The 16947-nt window shown below is 62.2% G+C and carries 15 protein-coding genes; 8 read left to right on the top strand and 7 right to left on the bottom strand.

Annotation, left to right across the window (positions count from 1 at the left end; all coding sequences use genetic code 11):
* Positions 1-39 precede the first annotated feature (39 nt).
* Complete coding sequence (locus ROSMUCSMR3_RS15410; protein WP_081507878.1) at positions 40-1371, top strand: mechanosensitive ion channel family protein; 1332 nt, start codon at positions 40-42, stop codon at positions 1369-1371.
* Positions 1368-2540 carry a TIGR03862 family flavoprotein gene (locus ROSMUCSMR3_RS15405; protein WP_081507877.1) on the top strand — a complete coding sequence of 391 codons (1173 nt, stop codon included), beginning with the start codon at positions 1368-1370 and terminating at the stop codon, positions 2538-2540. The genes ROSMUCSMR3_RS15410 and ROSMUCSMR3_RS15405 overlap by 4 nt, the downstream gene beginning before the upstream one ends.
* Here the strand turns inward: ROSMUCSMR3_RS15405 and ROSMUCSMR3_RS15400 are convergent.
* Entirely contained in the window at positions 2516-3103 is a 588-nt protein-coding gene (locus ROSMUCSMR3_RS15400; RefSeq protein ID WP_081507876.1) for a glutathione S-transferase family protein, read from the bottom strand. The two genes, ROSMUCSMR3_RS15405 and ROSMUCSMR3_RS15400, sit on opposite strands and share 25 nt — an antisense overlap.
* Before the next feature lie 308 nt (positions 3104-3411).
* On the opposite strand from ROSMUCSMR3_RS15400, the gene ROSMUCSMR3_RS15395 reads away from it, so the two are divergent.
* Entirely contained in the window at positions 3412-4641 is a 1230-nt protein-coding gene (locus ROSMUCSMR3_RS15395; protein ID WP_081507875.1) for a sulfotransferase domain-containing protein, read from the top strand.
* A gap of 182 nt (positions 4642-4823) precedes the next feature.
* Here ROSMUCSMR3_RS15395 and holA read toward each other — a convergent pair whose 3' ends face one another.
* Genes holA through leuS form a run of 3 tightly spaced genes read right to left on the bottom strand, consistent with a single transcriptional unit; the run spans position 4824 to position 8921 of the window.
* Positions 4824-5852, bottom strand: coding sequence for a DNA polymerase III subunit delta (holA, locus tag ROSMUCSMR3_RS15390; RefSeq protein WP_081507874.1), 1029 nt, complete (start codon positions 5850-5852; stop codon positions 4824-4826).
* Positions 5849-6340: an LPS assembly lipoprotein LptE gene (lptE, locus tag ROSMUCSMR3_RS15385; RefSeq protein WP_081507873.1), complete on the bottom strand. Its 492-nt coding sequence runs from the start codon at positions 6338-6340 to the stop codon at positions 5849-5851. The genes holA and lptE overlap by 4 nt, the downstream gene beginning before the upstream one ends.
* Positions 6327-8921 carry a leucine--tRNA ligase gene (gene leuS / locus ROSMUCSMR3_RS15380; protein ID WP_081507872.1) on the bottom strand — a complete coding sequence of 865 codons (2595 nt, stop codon included), beginning with the start codon at positions 8919-8921 and terminating at the stop codon, positions 6327-6329. The genes lptE and leuS overlap by 14 nt, the downstream gene beginning before the upstream one ends.
* A 149-nt stretch (positions 8922-9070) precedes the next feature.
* Here leuS and ROSMUCSMR3_RS15375 point away from each other — a divergent pair, with 149 nt between their 5' ends.
* Positions 9071-10312 (top strand): glycosyltransferase, encoded by a 1242-nt coding sequence (locus ROSMUCSMR3_RS15375; protein WP_081507871.1) that lies wholly within the window; start codon positions 9071-9073, stop codon positions 10310-10312.
* On the opposite strand, the gene ROSMUCSMR3_RS15370 is transcribed toward ROSMUCSMR3_RS15375, so the two are convergent.
* Positions 10273-10725, bottom strand: coding sequence for a MerR family transcriptional regulator (locus ROSMUCSMR3_RS15370; RefSeq protein ID WP_081507870.1), 453 nt, complete (start codon positions 10723-10725; stop codon positions 10273-10275). The genes ROSMUCSMR3_RS15375 and ROSMUCSMR3_RS15370 overlap by 40 nt on opposite strands.
* A 74-nt stretch (positions 10726-10799) precedes the next feature.
* Here ROSMUCSMR3_RS15370 and ROSMUCSMR3_RS15365 point away from each other — a divergent pair, with 74 nt between their 5' ends.
* Positions 10800-11438: a cation transporter gene (locus tag ROSMUCSMR3_RS15365; protein WP_081507869.1), complete on the top strand. Its 639-nt coding sequence runs from the start codon at positions 10800-10802 to the stop codon at positions 11436-11438.
* Here the strand turns inward: ROSMUCSMR3_RS15365 and ROSMUCSMR3_RS15360 are convergent.
* Positions 11419-11922, bottom strand: coding sequence for a DUF3576 domain-containing protein (locus ROSMUCSMR3_RS15360; RefSeq protein ID WP_008279819.1), 504 nt, complete (start codon positions 11920-11922; stop codon positions 11419-11421). The genes ROSMUCSMR3_RS15365 and ROSMUCSMR3_RS15360 overlap by 20 nt on opposite strands.
* A 112-nt stretch (positions 11923-12034) precedes the next feature.
* On the opposite strand from ROSMUCSMR3_RS15360, the gene ROSMUCSMR3_RS15355 reads away from it, so the two are divergent.
* Together ROSMUCSMR3_RS15355 and ROSMUCSMR3_RS21260 are read left to right on the top strand one after the other, a co-directional pair.
* Complete coding sequence (locus ROSMUCSMR3_RS15355; RefSeq protein ID WP_008279818.1) at positions 12035-12688, top strand: YggS family pyridoxal phosphate-dependent enzyme; 654 nt, start codon at positions 12035-12037, stop codon at positions 12686-12688.
* Positions 12689-12769: 81 nt separating this feature from the next.
* Entirely contained in the window at positions 12770-13159 is a 390-nt protein-coding gene (locus tag ROSMUCSMR3_RS21260; RefSeq protein WP_151978468.1) for a YbhB/YbcL family Raf kinase inhibitor-like protein, read from the top strand.
* A gap of 3 nt (positions 13160-13162) precedes the next feature.
* Here ROSMUCSMR3_RS21260 and ROSMUCSMR3_RS15345 read toward each other — a convergent pair whose 3' ends face one another.
* A complete protein-coding gene (locus tag ROSMUCSMR3_RS15345) occupies positions 13163-13663 on the bottom strand; it encodes a L,D-transpeptidase family protein (RefSeq protein ID WP_081507868.1) in 501 nt (166 codons plus the stop codon).
* Positions 13664-13830: 167 nt separating this feature from the next.
* On the opposite strand from ROSMUCSMR3_RS15345, the gene ROSMUCSMR3_RS15340 reads away from it, so the two are divergent.
* Positions 13831-16698 (top strand): type I secretion protein, encoded by a 2868-nt coding sequence (locus ROSMUCSMR3_RS15340; RefSeq protein ID WP_081507867.1) that lies wholly within the window; start codon positions 13831-13833, stop codon positions 16696-16698.
* Positions 16699-16947 lie beyond the last annotated feature (249 nt).

Genomic DNA, 16947 nt, shown 5'->3' with positions numbered 1-16947 from the left:
GAGGATGGCGTGTGCGAGACAAAAGGCAAGGGGTGTGTGATGGACGGGCAGCCAGAGATCATCGGGCAGGCACTGGGCTACGCGATGCAGGGCTGGGATCTGGCCAAGGGCTGGCTTCTTAGCCCCGCCGCCTGGTCGCAGTTTGGCCTGCTGGTGGTGGCGTGGCTCTTGGCCGTGCTGATCACCCGCCGGATACGGCCCGCACTCGCCCGGTTTCTGACCCCCCCTGCAGAGCAAGAGAACATCATCGCCTCAGCGCGGCGGTTCATCCTTATGTTCCTGCCGCTCCTGATGCCGCTGCTCGCCTATGGCCTCACCGGCATTGGCGAAGGCGTCACCCGCTCGATCTTTGGCACGGGCGATGTCATCGCCTTTGGCAAGCGGCTGTTTCTCGTCCTCGCCGCCCGCCTCTTTGTGCGCGAAATCCTGACCGATCCGTTTCTGCGGGCGCTTGGCCGCTTCGTGCTGATGCCGGTGGCGCTGCTCTATCTCTTTGACCTGCTCGGTCTGGCCAATGAAAAACTCGCCGCGATATCGGTCGATCTGGGCAATATCAGCTTTTCGGCCCTCGCGCTCATTCGTGGTGCGGTCTCTGGCGCGCTGCTTTTCTGGCTTGGGCGCTGGTCCAACAGCCAATCCGAGGATTTTATCAAGCGCCAGCAGGAACTCCGCCCAGCCACCCGCGAACTGGCGATGAAGGCCAGCCAGATCGTGATCTTCGGCGCGGCCTTCCTGCTGCTGATGTCGATCATGGGCATCGACCTTACGGCGATTGCCGTCTTGGGCGGTGCGCTTGGCGTGGGCATCGGCCTTGGCCTGCAACAGATCGCGGCCAATTTCGTCTCGGGCGTGATCCTGCTGTTGGAGGGGCAGACGACCGTGGGCGATTACGTCGTGCTCGATGACGGATCAGAGGGCACTATCGTCAAAATGACCGCCCGCGCCGCCATTCTGGAAACCGTCGATGGGCGCTGGATCGTGGTGCCCAATGAGGATTTCATCACCTCCCGCGTGGTCAACTATTCCGACGCCGGCAAGCGGCACCGCTATGAGGCCGCCTTTTCCGTCAGCTACGACACCGATATCACGCGCATCCCCGCGCTCATCGAACCCGCTGTCGCCGCCGTGCCCGAGGTGCTGAAAGATGGCAAACACGCCCCCGAATGCGAACTCAAAGCCTTTGGCGAAAGCGGTGTGGATTTCTCGGTCGAATACTGGGTCGATGGGATCGAGGACGTGACCGGCAAATACCAATCCGACGTGCTTTTCGCGATCTGGAACGTCCTGCGCGCCGAAGGGGTCGAAATGCCCTATCCGCAGCGTGTGGTGCATCACCGGGGCCTGCCCACCCCCGCGATCCCCGCCGCATGACCGACGCGCTGGTCATCGGGGCTGGGCCTGCGGGCCTGATGGCGGCGCGCGAACTGGCGCGGGCCGGGCTGCGCGTGGTGGTGACCGAGGCGAAACCCTCGGTGGGTCGCAAATTCCTGATGGCGGGCAAATCCGGGCTGAACCTGACCAAGGTGGAACCGTTTGAGGAGTTTCTCGCCGCCTACGGCCCCGGTGCCGACGCGCTGCGCCCGATGCTTGCCGCCTTTGGCCCCGACGCGGTGCAGGATTGGTCACGCACCTTGGGGCAAGAGGTCTTCACCGGCTCTACGGGCCGGGTCTTTCCAACGGTGATGAAGGCCTCGCCGCTTCTGCGCAGTTTCCTTTCGGAATTAAAGGGGCTTGGGGTTGAAATCCGCACCCGCTGGCGCTGGTGCGGATGGGACAATGGCGCGATTTTCGACACGCCCGAGGGCACGCAACGCCTGCATCCCACCGTGACCGTGCTGGCCTGCGGCGGCGCAAGCTGGGCGCGGCTTGGCTCGGACGGGGCATGGGCGGCGCATTTCGACGCCGCCACATTGGCCCCGTTTCGCCCCGCCAATATGGGCTTTCTGGTCGCATGGTCGCCCCATATGGCGGCGCAATTCGGCCAGCCGGTCAAAGGCGTGGAATTGCGCGCCGGGGCGCTGCGCTCACGCGGGGAATTTATCATTTCCAACCAAGGGCTCGAGGGCGGCGGAATCTATGAGGTCAGCGCCGCCCTGCGCGATGGCGCGCCGCTCACGCTCGATCTTTTGCCCGATCTCACCCCATCAGAGGTCGCGCAGCGCTTGGCCCGCACCAAGACCAGCGACAGCCTCAAGAACCGCCTGCGCAAGGCGTTTCGCCTCGATCCGGTGAAGCTCGCGCTGGTGATGGAATTTGGCCGGGGGGCCAGCGATCTGCCTGCCTTGCTCAAAGGCCTGCCGGTGCCGCTCTCGGGGCCGCGTCCGATGGATCAGGCCATCTCAACCGCAGGTGGGGTGCAGCTGAGCGCGCTCGATGCGGGCCTCATGCTGCGGGATCACCCCGGCGTGTTCGCCGCCGGGGAAATGCTGGATTGGGAGGCCCCAACAGGTGGCTACCTGCTCACCGCCTGCCTTGCCACCGGCCTTTGGGCCGGGCAGCACGCCGCAGCTTTCGCTCAGGGCAGCGCTGCTGCCCGCTGACAGGCGGGGCGCTCGACCATCATCGCCATGTAATCCTTGAGTTTGTCGTCCGGATCGGCAAATCCGGCCTTGCCCGCCCACATCAGACAATGCACCAAGAGGATATCCGCAATGGTCATCGTCTCGCCTTGCAGAAACGGGCCGGTCAGCGCATCGGACAGGCGCGCAAGATTGCGCTCATATTCCCATTTGAGCGAGTCTTTCACCGCCGGCACCCGATGCTCTTCGGGCAGCACGAAACTATGCCGCGCCGCAGTCCAGAGCGTGCCGTCAATCTCGTCAAGAATCTGATGCGTCAGCGCATCCTGCCGCGCCCGCGCAACCGTGCCGGGGGCATGGGTGAATTGCCCATGCTTATCGGCCAGATAGGTCATGATCGCGGCGGAATCGGTCAGCACCGCATCACCATCCCGCAGCGCCGGGATCTTGCCCGAAGGGTTTGCGGCCAGCGCCTCGGGCGACCGGGGCGCAACAGCCATGTGATTATAGCCGACCCCCATTTCCTCCAGCAACCACAGCACGCGAAAGGCGCGACTGGCCCGAGAGCCGATAACATCATACATGGCGATTTCCCTATTGAGTGTTGGTGCGGCACCATTGCCCAAAGGCTGACCCAAGGCAACGGGGGCAGCTCAGGCAACAGGCTGGATATCACGCACTCGTGTTCGGGCTGTCCGATCCCGCGTCTAGGAGGCTTGCCCCAAACTCCAGCACTCAAACAGTGCAGACACGGCCCTAAGAACAAATCCCTTGATTTGGGAACAAAATCGTAAAACTTTTCGCTGACGTAGAAGGACTATTTGGCGAGGCCGGCTCGACATAACCGCGTTTGCATTTTGTACGGGATATTCAAAACATATGAGGAAACTAGGTGATAATCATATCTGGTGCCACGAAATCAGGCGAAGCCACCGTCTATAAATTGGTCTTGGGTTTACTTGATATTACCCACAATTCTGAATTGCGGGCGAGGCAAAAGACCCTGCTACGCTTACGAGATTTCGTTTCACCCGGGGGGCTGCTTCGAGCGGATACAGCCGCTTTCAATAAGGTCATCGACCAAAAGGATCCACAGAAGCTTGTTTTTCGGATGCAGGGCGAACTGTCGAAAGAGCTTACCGCCAAGTTCCTTGAGCATGGGGTTCGCGTGATCCGGGTTTCTCGGGATGCGGCAGGCATCGCAGATGCGATCATGCGGCATGCGACCCACTCGCGCCTCTTCGATGATCCAGAGTACATGCATTTTGCGACCACAGTCGAAAAAGAACATGCGATTGCGCAGGCTAGAGTAAGCCTTCGTAGCAATGGGTCATGGGCTCAACTCGGCAATGCACTAGACTTGAAGTTTGAGCATCTTGTGGCCGACCCTACAGAGGCCTTGTCCAGTCTCGCAAGGTTTCTGGGCCTGGACACGACCTCGGAAATTTTCTCCAGATCACTTGGCGCACTCACTGATATTCTTGACCAACCGTTGCGAGACGGAAATCTACCCGGAGAATTTCATGGGCTCATCTATGCACAAGGTCGGGTATTGGCAGCGGAGCAAGATAAGCAGGGACAGTGGTCAGCAAGTGTTGAAACTTACGCCCCCTCACCTGTGCAGGATGCACTTGGAGCCGCAGAGCTGATTGCGCATGATGGCGTTGCATTTCAACCTTTGAAAATTGCGCGCATGAACGGCGCTTTATCTTGGGAAATCAATTTATTGAATGGCTTTGGTCACGATGGTTCATGGCAGGTAGGAGACCTGATAAATCTCGAACCAATTTCAGTGTTTGGAGATGAACTCGGAGGGCAAACAGGCAAGGGAAGGCCCTCTGGAACTGCCATGCTGATGGAGCGGCGCGTTGTCGATAGTCGGCAGGTTATGCGATTTATGGTTCAGGACATTCCGATGGACAGTTTCTTTTACAATCAGTCAATCATGATAGACGGCATTTCGCTAACCATTGCAGATTTCATTGGTGACCAAGAAATTGAGGTCAACCTTAAGGAACATACCTTGTCCCGAACAACCGCAGCCAAGTGGGAGCCGGGTCGGAGGGTCAACCTCGAACCTGATCGCCTATCGACGATCTTTTTCCCACCCAAGGTAGCCTGATGCTGTTCCAGCTTTCCGGTGTGGGAATGCAAGGGCCCTCCCTTCAAAAGTACGACCTGTCGCGACATACCGCCCGCTGAATTAACCCTACACTTCCCCCAAACCCGCACCGACGCAATACAGCCCCGATACCGCTCCGTAATTTTCTTAAATTTCCGTCTGTTAACCCAGATTCGCCCGGATCACCGCGCCGTGGCCAGCATCGCCAGCCGGATCAGTGCCCGCTCGACCAGTGCCATGTCGGGCGCGCGCTGTCCGGCGGAGCGCAGGGTTAGGTCGGTATCTGTCAGGATCGTCAGTGCCTGTTGCAAGCGCTCCGCGCCCCAGCCTTGCGCCTGCCGCAGCATCCGGTCGCGACGGGGCCCGAAAATGGGCGGGCGCATCCGGGCAATGCCCTGCGCCGCCCCTCCGGGGTCCGACGCAGCGGTATAGAGCGCCCGAAAATGCCGCGTGGCCCCGATGCAGAGGCCAACAGGCTGGGTGCCCTGCGCCTTCAACCGCCGCATCACCGGGCCAATCTCTGCTGACCGCCCCTCTGCCACGATATTGAGGATGTCGTCCAAATCCGCCTCGGTCGAGGCAGGGGCGCAGGCGGCGATATCCGCCGCATTCAGCGGCGTGGCGTCCCCCAACTTATAAAGCGCCAGCTTCTCAATGGTCTGACGAAAATCGCCCGGATCAAGATCGCGCGCCAGCGCTGTCAGATCGGCCATGACCGGCCCCGGCACATCGCGCAAACCGGCGCGGGCCAATGTGGCCTCAATCTCCTCTCGGCTGGGGGGATCGTCATAGATTCCAACCGCATAGGCATCGGGATGGCTCTCAAACGCCTTGCGAATTTTCGATGTCGCCTTGAGCGCGCCTGCGGTCACGATGATCTGGGCATCCCCCGCCTGCCAGTCGCTGAGCGCCGCCAGAATGGCATCGGCGGCGGTGTCATTGGCATCCTCGACAAAGGCCGCGCGCGGGCCGGGAAAGAACCCCTGCGCCTTGACCGCATCCAAAAGCGCGGCCGGGTCTTTGCGCAAGTCGCCCGCAGGCAGACGTGTCAGGCGCATTTCAGCATCCGCCGTGGGGCCGAGCAACGCCGCGAGCATCTCTTGCCGCCTGAGCGCCACACGCATCGCATCCGCGCCATAGATCAGGATGCCGGTGCGCTGCGCCTCCGGCTTGGCGAAATAGCGGACAGCATCGCGCGGCGAGAGCTTCATTCCGGCTGAGGCAGGTCTGCGGCCAAGAGGCGGGTCAGCACTTGATCCGCCAGAATCGCCATCAACCGCGCCTCGGCGTCGCGCTCCGCCGCCTGCACCGCCACGGTCGTGCCGGTCGCGGAGTAGCCGGTAAAGCTGGTGACTTCGCTCGAGGTGACAATCAGCCCCGTCTCAAGATCACGCAAGCTATAAGCCACTGTTCCTAATAGGTTAAAGCGGGATGCCACGTTATTGCGGTTGATCGCCATGGCCTGCGTGTTCAGCGTGACGACCGGGATCAGCGCATAGCGCGGATTGGCGCGCCTGCCCAGCCGCGTCTCAATCTCTTGCGTCAAGAGATAAGACGCGCGGGTATCGGGGGCCTCCACGACCACCCGCCCCATCAGCGCCGTACCCGCCCCGCCCGGCCCATAGGCGGGCGCAAAACCGCACCCCGCCAGCAGGGCGAGGCCGGACATCAGGAAAAAGCGGCGGCTATACCACGACATTGACGATCCGTCCGGGGACGACGATGATCTTCTTGGGCTGGGCCCCGTCCAGCGCCTTGACCACAGCATTGTGGGCCAGCGCCAGTTTTTCAACCTCGGATTTCGGCATATCGGCAGGCACGGTGATTTCGCCCCGCCGTTTGCCGTTAATCTGAATGGGCAAAATGACCGTCTCGTCGATCAGCATGGCCGGATCGGCGACCGGCCAAAGTGCTGTGGCAATCAGACCCTCACCGCCCAGCATCGCCCAGATATCCTCGGCCAGATGCGGGGTCATGGGCGACATAAGCTGCGCCAGCGTGCGGGCGGCGGTGGTCTTCGCCCCCGTCCCTGCCTGCGATTTCGCCAGCGTGTTGGTAAAGGCATAAAGCCGCGCAATCGCCGCGTTAAAGCCGAAACTGTCGATGCCCTTGGTCACTTCGTCGATGCATTTGTGCATCTCACGCAAGAGCGTGTCATCCTCTGGGGTGGCGGGCGCGTCGCTCGCCGCGATCTCGGCGGCAAGGCGCCAAACGCGGCTCAGATGCCGATGCGCGGCCTCAGCGCCCGAGGCGGTCCATTCCACATCGCGCTCGGGCGGGCTGTCAGACAGGACAAACCAGCGCGCCGTATCGGCCCCGTATTGCGCGATAATGGTCGAGGGATCGACCACATTCTTCTTGGATTTCGACATCTTGATTGGCGGAACGATAGTTACAGGGGCAACTCCAATTTCAACAGCGCCCTCTGATGTCCGTTCTACCTGTTCTGGGGAAAACCAAACACGCCGGATAACTTCTCTTGTTTCACCCGTCTCGTAGTTTTGCACCGTGGCTTGTTCGTCCCGATAGTATGCTTCGTGCGTCACCATCCCCTGCGTGAAGAGCGCATCGAAGGGCTCGATCGCCTTCTGCGGCAAATGGCCGGTGATCTGCATCGCGCGGGCAAAGAACCGCGAATACAAGAGGTGCAGGATCGCATGCTCGATGCCGCCGATATACTGGTCCACATTCATCCAATACTCAGCCTCGGCCATATCCGTGGGCGTCGCGGCATGGGGCGCGGTAAAGCGGGCGTAATACCAGCTTGAATCCACGAATGTATCCATCGTGTCAGTCTCGCGCCGCGCGGGCGCGCCACAGCGGGGGCAAGCACAGTCGCGCCATGTCGGATGCCGATCCAGCGGATTGCCGGGGGCGTCAAAGGTGACATCATCGGGCAGGCGGATGGGCAGGTTTTCCTTGGCTTCCGGCACCACACCGCAGGTGTCGCAATGCACCACCGGAATGGGGCATCCCCAATAGCGTTGGCGGCTCAGACCCCAATCGCGCAGGCGGAATTTCGTGACACCTTGGCCCACGCCATTGGCCTCACAGAAATCAATCGCGGCGTTGACACCCGTCTCGCCGGTCTGAATTTCGTCCCCCGCCACCAGGCGCGTATACCGCACAGCTTCCGATTTGAGCGGCACATAGGGCGCCGCCTGAATGTCATGGTCGCCCTCGACCGGCAGAAAGGTATCGACAATGGGCAAATCATATTTGCGCGCAAAATCATGGTCGCGCAGATCATGCCCCGGACAGCCGAAAATAGCGCCCGTGCCATAGTCCATCAGGATGAAATTGGCGATATAGACCGGCAATTCCCATGCGGTATCAAAGGGATGGCGCACACGCAGCCCGGTGTCGAACCCCAGCTTCTCGGCCTTCTCGATCGCCTCGGCGGTGGTGCCGCCCTTGCGCGCCTCGGCGCAGAACGCCGCCACATCTTCGCGCTCAGCCTCAAGCCGCTTGGCCAGTGGGTGATCCGGCGAAATCCCCACAAAGGATGCCCCCATCAGCGTATCGGGCCGGGTGGTGTACACCTCGACCCGGTCATGCCCCTCTGGCCCGTCAATCAGACCAAAAGCAAATTGCAGCCCCCGCGATTTGCCGATCCAGTTCTCCTGCATCAGCCGCACCTTGGCGGGCCAATTGTCGAGGGTATCGAGCGCCTCAAGCAGATCCTCGGCGTGGTCCGAAATGCGGAAGAACCATTGCGTCAGTTCGCGCCGCTCCACATCCGCGCCCGAGCGCCAGCCCTTGCCGTCAATCACCTGCTCATTGGCCAGAACGGTCATATCGACCGGGTCCCAGTTCACCACCGCATTCTTGCGATAGACCAGCCCATGTTCGAGAAAATCCAGAAACAGCGCCTGTTGCTGGCCATAGTATTCCGGATCGCAGGTGGCGAATTCGCGGGACCAGTCGATGCTCAGGCCCAAGGGCTTCATCTGGGCGCGCATGTCGGCGATATTGGCGTAGGTCCAGTCCTTGGGATGGCCACCGCTCGCCATGGCCGCATTCTCTGCGGGCATGCCAAAGGCATCCCAGCCCATCGGATGCAAGACGTTATGCCCGGTGGCAATCTTATAGCGCGCCACCACATCGCCCATGGTGTAATTGCGCACATGGCCCATGTGGATACGCCCCGACGGATAGGGGAACATTTCCAGCACGTAATATTTCGGCCGTGTCTCATCGCGGCGCGCACGAAACACATCGCCCGCCTCCCAGGCGGATTGCCATTTCGCTTCGACGTCACTGGCGGCATAGCGCGACATGGGGCGCACCTCTTACTGATAGGGTTGTTGCAGGGGGTGATAGGCGGTTGGCGCGCGCGGGTCCAGTGGGGGCGCGTAAAAATGCAAGGGGTTTGCGCGGGCCGATCGCCTGATTATAACCACGAACAACCTTTGAAATACGGACACCTATGAAAATCCTTTTTATCCATCAGAATTTTCCCGGCCAATACAAACATCTGGCCCCACTTCTGGCCCAGCAGGGGCATAACTGCGTGGCGCTGACCCTGCGGGTCAAAGAAGCCATGAAATGGCAGGGCGTGCAGGTGATCCCCTATGCCCTGCCCAAGCGTAACGGGCAAAGCCTGCATCCCTGGCTGGTCGATCTCGATACCAAGGTCACGCGCGCCGAGGCGTGCTGGCAGGCGGCGGTAGACCTACGCGCAAAGGGCTATACGCCCGATCTCATTCTGGCCCATCCCGGCTGGGGAGAGTCGCTTTTCCTGCGCGATGTCTGGCCCACGGCCAAGCTGGGCCTGTATTGCGAGCTCTATCACCTCGCGGGCTATCCGCATCTCAACTTCGATCCCGAATTCGCCTCAAAAAACATCGAGGCCGAAGCCCTGCGCATCCGGATGAAGAACATCAACAATCACCTGCATTTCGAGACCGGGCACGCCGGAATCAGCCCGACCCGGTTTCAGGCCGATACCTTTCCCAGCCCCTTCCGCGAGCGGATCACGGTCAGCCATGATGGCATCGACACGGTTCAGGCCGCCCCCCTGCCCGATGTCCGCCTGACCATCGAAGGGCAGTGCGACGTGACCCGCGCAGATGAGGTGATCACCTTTGTAAACCGCAATCTAGAGCCCTATCGCGGCTATCATGTCTTTATGCGCGCCCTGCCCCGCCTCTTGCGCGAGCGGCCCAATGCAACGGTGCTGATTGTCGGCGGGGACGAGGTGAGCTATGGGGCCCGCCCCCCCAAGGGGCAGACATGGAAGCAGATTTTCATTGATGAGGTGCGCGCGCAGATTTCAGATGAAGATTGGGCGCGGGTGCGGTTTCTTGGGCGCATCCCTTATGATCAGTTCCTGCGGCTTTTGCAGGTCAGCCGGGTGCATGTCTACCTTACCTATCCCTTTGTCCTCAGTTGGTCCCTGATGGAAGCGATGTCTTGTTCCGCCGCGATAGTCGCAGGCGATACCGCCCCGGTGCGCGAGGTCATCACCCATGGCGAGACCGGGCGACTCGTGGATTTCTTTGACCGCGAGGCGCTGGTGGATGAGATTTGCGCCTTGTTGGAGGATGCCGGAGCACGGGCGCAGTTGGGCAAGACCGCGCGCGAGCTGATCCGCGCGCGCTATGATCTGCGCGGCATCTGCCTGCCGCGTCAGCTTCGCTGGGTCGAGGATCTGGCCTCCGCCGGGTGATCCCGGCGGCACAGGTCGTGGTCGGCTAAAGACGCCAGCACATAACAATCGCGTGCGGCCCCCTCGCCCGTGCATCCCTCTGCAATGCGCGCCAACTCGGTCTCAAGTGCGCGCAATCGCCGGATTTTCTCCCGCACTGCCCCAAGCTGACCTTGCGCGATTCGGGTGGCCGACTCGCACCCGCGGTCGGGGTGATCCTGCAACTCGATCAGCGCCGCAATCGCCTCGAGCGAGAACCCCAGATCGCGGGCATGGCGGATGAACCCCAACCGCTCCAGCTCTGCCCGCCCGTAGCGGCGTTGATTGCCCGCACTGCGCAGTGGCACAGCAATCAGGCCACGGGATTCGTAATAGCGGATGGTGGGCACCTTGACGCCCGTGCGCGCCGACAGCTCGCCAATCGACAAAAACATCCCGAAACCCCCTTGAAGCTCTAGTCACTAGAGAGATTACATTGCCCCTGACGCAAATGCAAAGGAGGTGCAGCATGGCGGGATGTTGTGGCCATGAGGCCCAGTTCGATGGGCTCTCAGCCGCCTACAAGCAACGGCTCTGGATCGTGATCGCCCTCAATGCCGCGATGTTCGGGGTGGAAATGGCCGCAGGCCAAGCCGCACAATCGCAGGCGCTCAAGGCCGATGCGCTGGATTTTCTGGGCGATGCCCTGACCTATGGGCTGTCTTTGGCCGTGATCGGTGCCAGCCTCCGGGTGCGGGCTACGGCGGCGCTGTTCAAGGGTCTCAGCCTCATGGCGATGGGGCTATGGGTGCTGGGCAGCACCGTCTATCGCGTGATCTATCTGGGCGTGCCACAAGCCGAGATTATGGGCAGCATCGGGTTTCTTGCCCTCATAGCGAATGTTGCAAGCGTGCTCTTGCTCAGGGCCTACAAAGATGGCGATGCCAATGTCCGCTCAGTCTGGCTCTGTTCGCGCAACGATGCCATCGGCAATGTGGCGGTGATGGTCGCAGCGCTTGCGGTTTGGGGCACCGAGACCGGATGGCCCGACCTGATCGTGGCCGGGCTCATGGCGGGCCTTTTTGTCAACTCGTCGCAACAGATCATCCGGCAGGCGCTAACAGAGCGCCGCCATGCCAAGGGGGTGCTCAGAACCGCGCCGCATTGATCCGCAATTGCCGAGCGCGGTTGAGAATCGCATCCTCGACCGCGCGCTCGGTTGCGGCATCCACCGAACCGCCCCGCGTTTGCAGCGCAACGTTGAGGGACCGCGCGTCAAGGGCCGGGTCGCTGATCAGGATGGTGGCGCGATAGGCCTGCCCGCCCCCCGGTGGGGTGCCATAGCCCGTTGAAATCACGCCGGTAAAGGGATCGGCGGCCTCAATCGGCAGGAAATCCAGAACTTGCAGCGACGCCGTCCAGAGAAAGCGGTTGACCTTGACGGTGTCCCTCGCCCCACGAAACGAATCCAGCAGAGAGCCTTCATTCGCGGCCGCCTGTCTTTCTCTGCCGCCTTTAACGCGCATGGCCTCCGGGTCCAAGGTCGCATTCTGGAACGCGCCGCAGCCGCTCAGAAGCACGAGACTGGCCAGCGTTAGGCCGAAGATCTTGAAACGCGAATGGGTCATGGCACCGTCCGGGATTGTTTCCATCCCTACTATCCAAGCCGGGGCTAAGGGGCAAGCCGTTTGACGGTCTGTCGCGCACTTGTGCGGGGGGTGGCCCCTGTGGCATGCAAGAACAACGCAATGAATGAGGACGATTATGGGTCTGAGCGAAATCAGGGCACGGATGGACAAGGCCTGCACCGCAGCAGGGCGTGCGCCGCAGGATGTGGAATTGATCGCCGTCTCCAAGGTGCAGCCCGCAGAGCGCGTCGCCGCTGTGCTGGATCAAGGACACCGCGTGTTCGGCGAAAACCGGGTGCAAGAGGCAGCCGGGCGATGGCCAGCCTTTCAGGACCGCTACACCGACATAGTCTTGCATCTCATCGGCCCCTTGCAGAGCAACAAGGCACGGCAAGCGATGGAGATGTTTCAGGCCATCCATTCCGTCGACCGCCCCAAAATCGCACAGGGCATCGCGCGGCTGGCGCAGGAAATGGGGCGCTGCCCGGACCTTTTCCTTCAGGTCAACACCGGCGAAGAGCCGCAAAAGGCGGGCGTTCTGCCACAAGAGATTGATGGGTTTGTGGCCGAGTGCCGCGCGCTCGATCTGCCGGTCAAGGGGCTGATGTGCATCCCCCCGGTCGAAGAAGAACCCAGCCTGCATTTCGCCCTGCTGGCGAAAATGGCGGCGCGCAACGGGCTTTCGGGCCTCTCGATGGGCATGAGCGGCGATTTCGAGAGCGCGATTGCGCAGGGGGCCACGCATGTCCGCGTTGGCTCTGCGATCTTCGGAGAACGCGACTACGGCTAGGCCGACACGCGCATTTGTTGTCAGGTCGGGCGCGCTGGTGTAGTGTTTTCCAGGTAGAAACGGATTGCATCGGAGACACCAATGCGCCTTTTATCTCTATCGCTTGCCGCTCTTGCCTTGTCTGCCACCACGGCTGCGGCCGAATTCACGATATCCTTTGACTGGGGCAATATCCCTGCCTGCCGCACCGGCAAGCCCAATACGGTCGGCAGCCCCGCCTTTGTGCTGCGCGGGGTTCCGGCTGGCACCACATCCATCGAATTCTCCCTCAAGGATCGCGATGCGCCCAACTACAACCACGGCGGCGGGCGCTTGAAGGTAGGAAGCGACGGGCAATTGCCCTTCGGAGCCTTCAAATACAAAAGCCCCTGTCCGCCGGGCGGTGTGCATACCTATGTCTGGACCGCCACAGCGCGCGCCGACAAAAAGGTTCTGGCCCGCGCCACGGCAAGCCGAAAATATCCCGAATAGGTATCAGCGCGGCGGCACGATCAATCGCGCGCCAAAGGTAATCTGCTGCGCGATATGGAGCAGGTGATCGGGGCGCAGCCCGATACAGCCCGCGGTGGGATAGCCCGGTCGCCGCCAACGATGAACAAAGATGCACGATCCCCGCCCCCGCACCGCCTGTGGCCAATTCCAATCGGTGATCAACACGAGATCATAAAGCGGGTCGGCGCGGCGTAGCACCTCATGGCTATGCGGATAGGGCGCGCGCACCATAAGGTTGTAATCCACGTCGCCCGGATCGTCCGACCACAGATCACCGGGCCGGATCGGCACCGCCCAATCGGTGGGCCGCGCCATGCGGTCAGGGCGATAGAGCAGCCCCACGATGCGATGCGCGCCCACCGGCGTCGCCCCATCCCCTTCGCGCTTGCGCGCCGATACCCCGCCACGCCCGATGGTGCAGGGATAGCGCCGCCCACGAAACCGCAGGCCAAGTGGGGTCAGAACCAGATCATCAGGCGTCATGGCCCCTTTCTGCCTGATCCCTCAGGGCGGGCCAAGCGCGAAGTGCAGGCCCTGCTTTCTTCTTGGTGCAAATACTCAAAATTCCCCCTCTCCCCCAGGCCACCGCAGATGGTGGCAAGACGCGCGCGCCGCCTCTATATTGGGGCAAAGACAGGGGGAACCGGACCATGCGACATCTGATAGGCCTCATCGGGGCGCTTCTCATGCTGGGCACCATCCCGGCGCAGGCCGAGCGTGGAGCGCTCAGCGCGCATGTGTTTGGCAATTCTCTGGTGCATCACCTCAGCGACGATCCGGCCACCAATGTGCCCTACTGGCTGGCGCGGCTGGCGCAGGCAGGAGGGCGCGATCTGACCCTGTCGGGGCAATGGGGATTTCTGCGCGACTTTGCCACGCAGGGCATCGCCCCCAACTGGTCCTTTGACGGTGTGACAACCCGGCGCGCTGCCGCTGATACCGTGCTCATTACGCCGGCTAATTTCATTCAATATCAATCGCCTGATGCCGCGTTTGAGGGGGACAACCCTGACAATGCCAGCCCGGTTTCGGTAACCCTTGAGGTCATCGACCGCGCCACCGCCGACTGGCCCGGCGCGCGCATCGTGATCTACGAAGGCTGGCCCGACATGGGCGGCTTTACCCGTGGCTTTCCGCCTTCGGATCGCAATCTGCGGCGCTGGCACGGCTACGCGCTCAGCGATTATCACGACTGGTTTCGTGATTATGTGGCCGCTTTGCAAGCGGCACGCCCCGGCATCGAGATCACGCTTTTGCCGGTCTCATCCGTGCTCTCCGGCCTGCAAACCGGCCTGTTAGAGGACATGCCTGTCGAAGCGCTCTATTCCGATGACGCCCCGCACGGCACCGCCACGCAATATTTTCTGGCCGCGCTCGTGGCGTATAGCGCGCTCTATGAAACGCCGGCACCGACCGGGTTTGCGCTCCCCGACATCTTGCATCCGCTGGTGCGCGACACCTATCCCCGCCTGACCGAAGAAGTGGACCAAGCGCTCGGCCTGCGCGACACCACCCAAGCGAGCCCCCCGGCGCAAGCGGTGGCCACAGCAGGCATCTCATCCGGCGCAGGCCTCGCCAACCCGAGCCTGGGCATGGGCCTCAACGGAATCGCGGATTGGTCGAGCCAGCATCCTTTCGTCGATGTGATGAAAACCGCGCGCCCTTGGGTCGGCCATAGCGCCGACCAATGGGGCGCCTTCACCACCGAGGCGTTATTGGCGGGGGGCTATCTCGACGCCTTCGGCTGGCCCTTGGCCCTGCCCGACGGGGCCAAAGCGCTCGAGGCCTTCATCCTGACCGATCAGCCCACGGCCGCCACACATCTGAACGGGCGCTATGTGCTGCGCTATACGGGCACCGGGGTGATCCGGGTCGTGGGCCGCGCCGATAATGTCCGGTATGACTATGGCAAACGTGAGGTGCGCTTCGATGTGACACCCGGCGATGGCCCGGTGGCACTCAGCCTACTTGAGACAGATCCGGCCGACCCCCTGCGCGACATCACCGTTGTGCGCGAGGATCAATTGGCACTGCATGACTTGGGCGTGATCTTCAACCCGCTCTGGATCGAGAAAGTGGCCGATCTGCGCGTGATCCGCTTCATGGACTGGATGTTCACCAATGGCGCGCCGCAGGTCACATGGGAAGATCGCCCCCTGCCCCAAGACGCCACCTATGTCTGGCGCGGCGCGCCGCTCGAGGTGATGGTCGCGCTCGCCAATCAGATCGGTGCTGACCCTTGGGTGAACATGCCGCATATGGCTGATGACGGCTATATCCGGGGCTCTGCCTCCTATCTGCGCGACCATCTCGCCCCCGACCTCAAGGCGCATGTGGAATATTCCAACGAGGTCTGGAATTTCATGTTTCCTCAAACGGTCTGGGCCCGTGATCAAGCGCTGGCGCTCTGGGGCGACGCGGCGGGGGACGATGCCTGGATGCAATTCGCGGGCCTGCGCGCGGCGCAGATGGCCGATATCTGGCGCGCGGAGTTCACCGGCCAAGAAAACCGACTAGCGATCGTCGTGGGCACCCATACCGGCTGGCCGGGGCTGGAAGAGCCGCTCTTGATGGCCCCTCTGGCCCTTGCGCAAGGACAGTTGACAGCGCCGCCTGTCACCCGCTTTGACGCCTATGCCGTCACCGGCTATTTCGGCTTTGACTTGGGCGGCGAGGATCAGCTTGGCACCATTCAGGGCTGGATCGCCACCAGCGCGGCCATCGCCCGCGCCAAGGCGGTCGAACTCGGCGCGGACCCCGAGGCGTATCTGGCCGCACATCGCTATGATCTCGCCTATGATCTGGCCGCCGAGGCGCTGCGCCAGGGCTCCTTGGGGGAATTGCTGCGCGATATCCTGCCCTATCACGCCGGGATCGCCGCCCAGCACGGCCTGCGACTGGTGATGTATGAGGGCGGCACGCATGTGGTGGGGCACGGGGCCGTGGTCGAAAATGACGCGCTCACCGAGTTCTTCATCGGATTCAATTACAGCCCACAGATGGGTGCGCTCTACGACGAGTTGCTCACCGGATGGACAGCGGCAGGCGGCACGCTTTTCAACGCGTTCGTCGATGTCGCCGCCCCTTCGAAATGGGGCAGTTGGGGCGCGCTCCGGCATCTCGACGATACGACCCCTCGCTGGGACGCGTTGATGCGGGCTAATGCGCAGGCACCGGAATGGGATGCGGACCGCGCGACGGGCACATTCCTGCACGGCCGAACCGAGACCGCCGGGCCAGAGGGCGCACGGCTTGAGGGCACGGCCAAGGCCGATATCCTGCTCGGCGCGGCCGGGGATGATGTGTTTGTGGGCAATGGCGGCCATGACCGCATCCACGGCGGCGCGGGCCGCGATCTGGCGATCCTGCCCGGAAACCGCGAAACCTATGGCATCGGGCGCGACGGCGCGCGGGTGATCCTTGAAGGACCGCAAGGGGCGGTCGTGCTGGTCGATGTCGAAACGGTGGAATTCGCCGACACACCCGGTCAAGCGGTGGCGCTCAGTGATTTGATGTAGGGCCGCGCGCGGGCGCTGGCCTGGGTCGCAGCAAAAAACCGGCACTTCAGTAGGTATCCGACATCGGTCCCGATCACCAAAGCGCGGAATCAAGGTGCCGCAGGCACCGCCGCGCAGCGCCCGACCGCCCCCTCGGGCGGGCGCTTTTGCAACGTATCACCTCATTTGGAACGCGGAAGACTTGGCAGGCATAAACTGCCCATCACGTCTGTTGCAGCGCCCACCCGGCGGTCAGGCACAGCGCAGTTC

The organism is Roseovarius mucosus, from assembly GCF_002080415.1.
Taxonomy (GTDB): Bacteria; Pseudomonadota; Alphaproteobacteria; order Rhodobacterales; family Rhodobacteraceae; genus Roseovarius; species Roseovarius mucosus_A.
This window is presented reverse-complemented; position numbering and strand designations above follow the sequence as displayed.

Excerpts from the sequence above, each read along its gene's own strand:
- ROSMUCSMR3_RS15405 (WP_081507877.1), top strand. The coding sequence starts at position 1,368 with ATGACCGACGCGCTGGTCATCGGGGCTGGGCCTGCGGGCCTGATGGCG.
- lptE (WP_081507873.1), bottom strand. The coding sequence starts at position 6,340 with ATGTCGTGGTATAGCCGCCGCTTTTTCCTGATGTCCGGCCTCGCCCTG.
- ROSMUCSMR3_RS15345 (WP_081507868.1), bottom strand. The coding sequence starts at position 13,663 with ATGACGCCTGATGATCTGGTTCTGACCCCACTTGGCCTGCGGTTTCGT.
- leuS (WP_081507872.1), bottom strand. The coding sequence starts at position 8,921 with ATGTCGCGCTATGCCGCCAGTGACGTCGAAGCGAAATGGCAATCCGCC.
- ROSMUCSMR3_RS15375 (WP_081507871.1), top strand. The coding sequence starts at position 9,071 with ATGAAAATCCTTTTTATCCATCAGAATTTTCCCGGCCAATACAAACAT.
- ROSMUCSMR3_RS15410 (WP_081507878.1), top strand. The coding sequence starts at position 40 with ATGGACGGGCAGCCAGAGATCATCGGGCAGGCACTGGGCTACGCGATG.
- ROSMUCSMR3_RS15355 (WP_008279818.1), top strand. The coding sequence starts at position 12,035 with ATGGGTCTGAGCGAAATCAGGGCACGGATGGACAAGGCCTGCACCGCA.
- ROSMUCSMR3_RS15370 (WP_081507870.1), bottom strand. The coding sequence starts at position 10,725 with ATGTTTTTGTCGATTGGCGAGCTGTCGGCGCGCACGGGCGTCAAGGTG.
- ROSMUCSMR3_RS15340 (WP_081507867.1), top strand. The coding sequence starts at position 13,831 with ATGCGACATCTGATAGGCCTCATCGGGGCGCTTCTCATGCTGGGCACC.
- holA (WP_081507874.1), bottom strand. The coding sequence starts at position 5,852 with ATGAAGCTCTCGCCGCGCGATGCTGTCCGCTATTTCGCCAAGCCGGAG.
- ROSMUCSMR3_RS15365 (WP_081507869.1), top strand. The coding sequence starts at position 10,800 with ATGGCGGGATGTTGTGGCCATGAGGCCCAGTTCGATGGGCTCTCAGCC.
- ROSMUCSMR3_RS15400 (WP_081507876.1), bottom strand. The coding sequence starts at position 3,103 with ATGTATGATGTTATCGGCTCTCGGGCCAGTCGCGCCTTTCGCGTGCTG.
- ROSMUCSMR3_RS21260 (WP_151978468.1), top strand. The coding sequence starts at position 12,770 with ATGCGCCTTTTATCTCTATCGCTTGCCGCTCTTGCCTTGTCTGCCACC.
- ROSMUCSMR3_RS15360 (WP_008279819.1), bottom strand. The coding sequence starts at position 11,922 with ATGGAAACAATCCCGGACGGTGCCATGACCCATTCGCGTTTCAAGATC.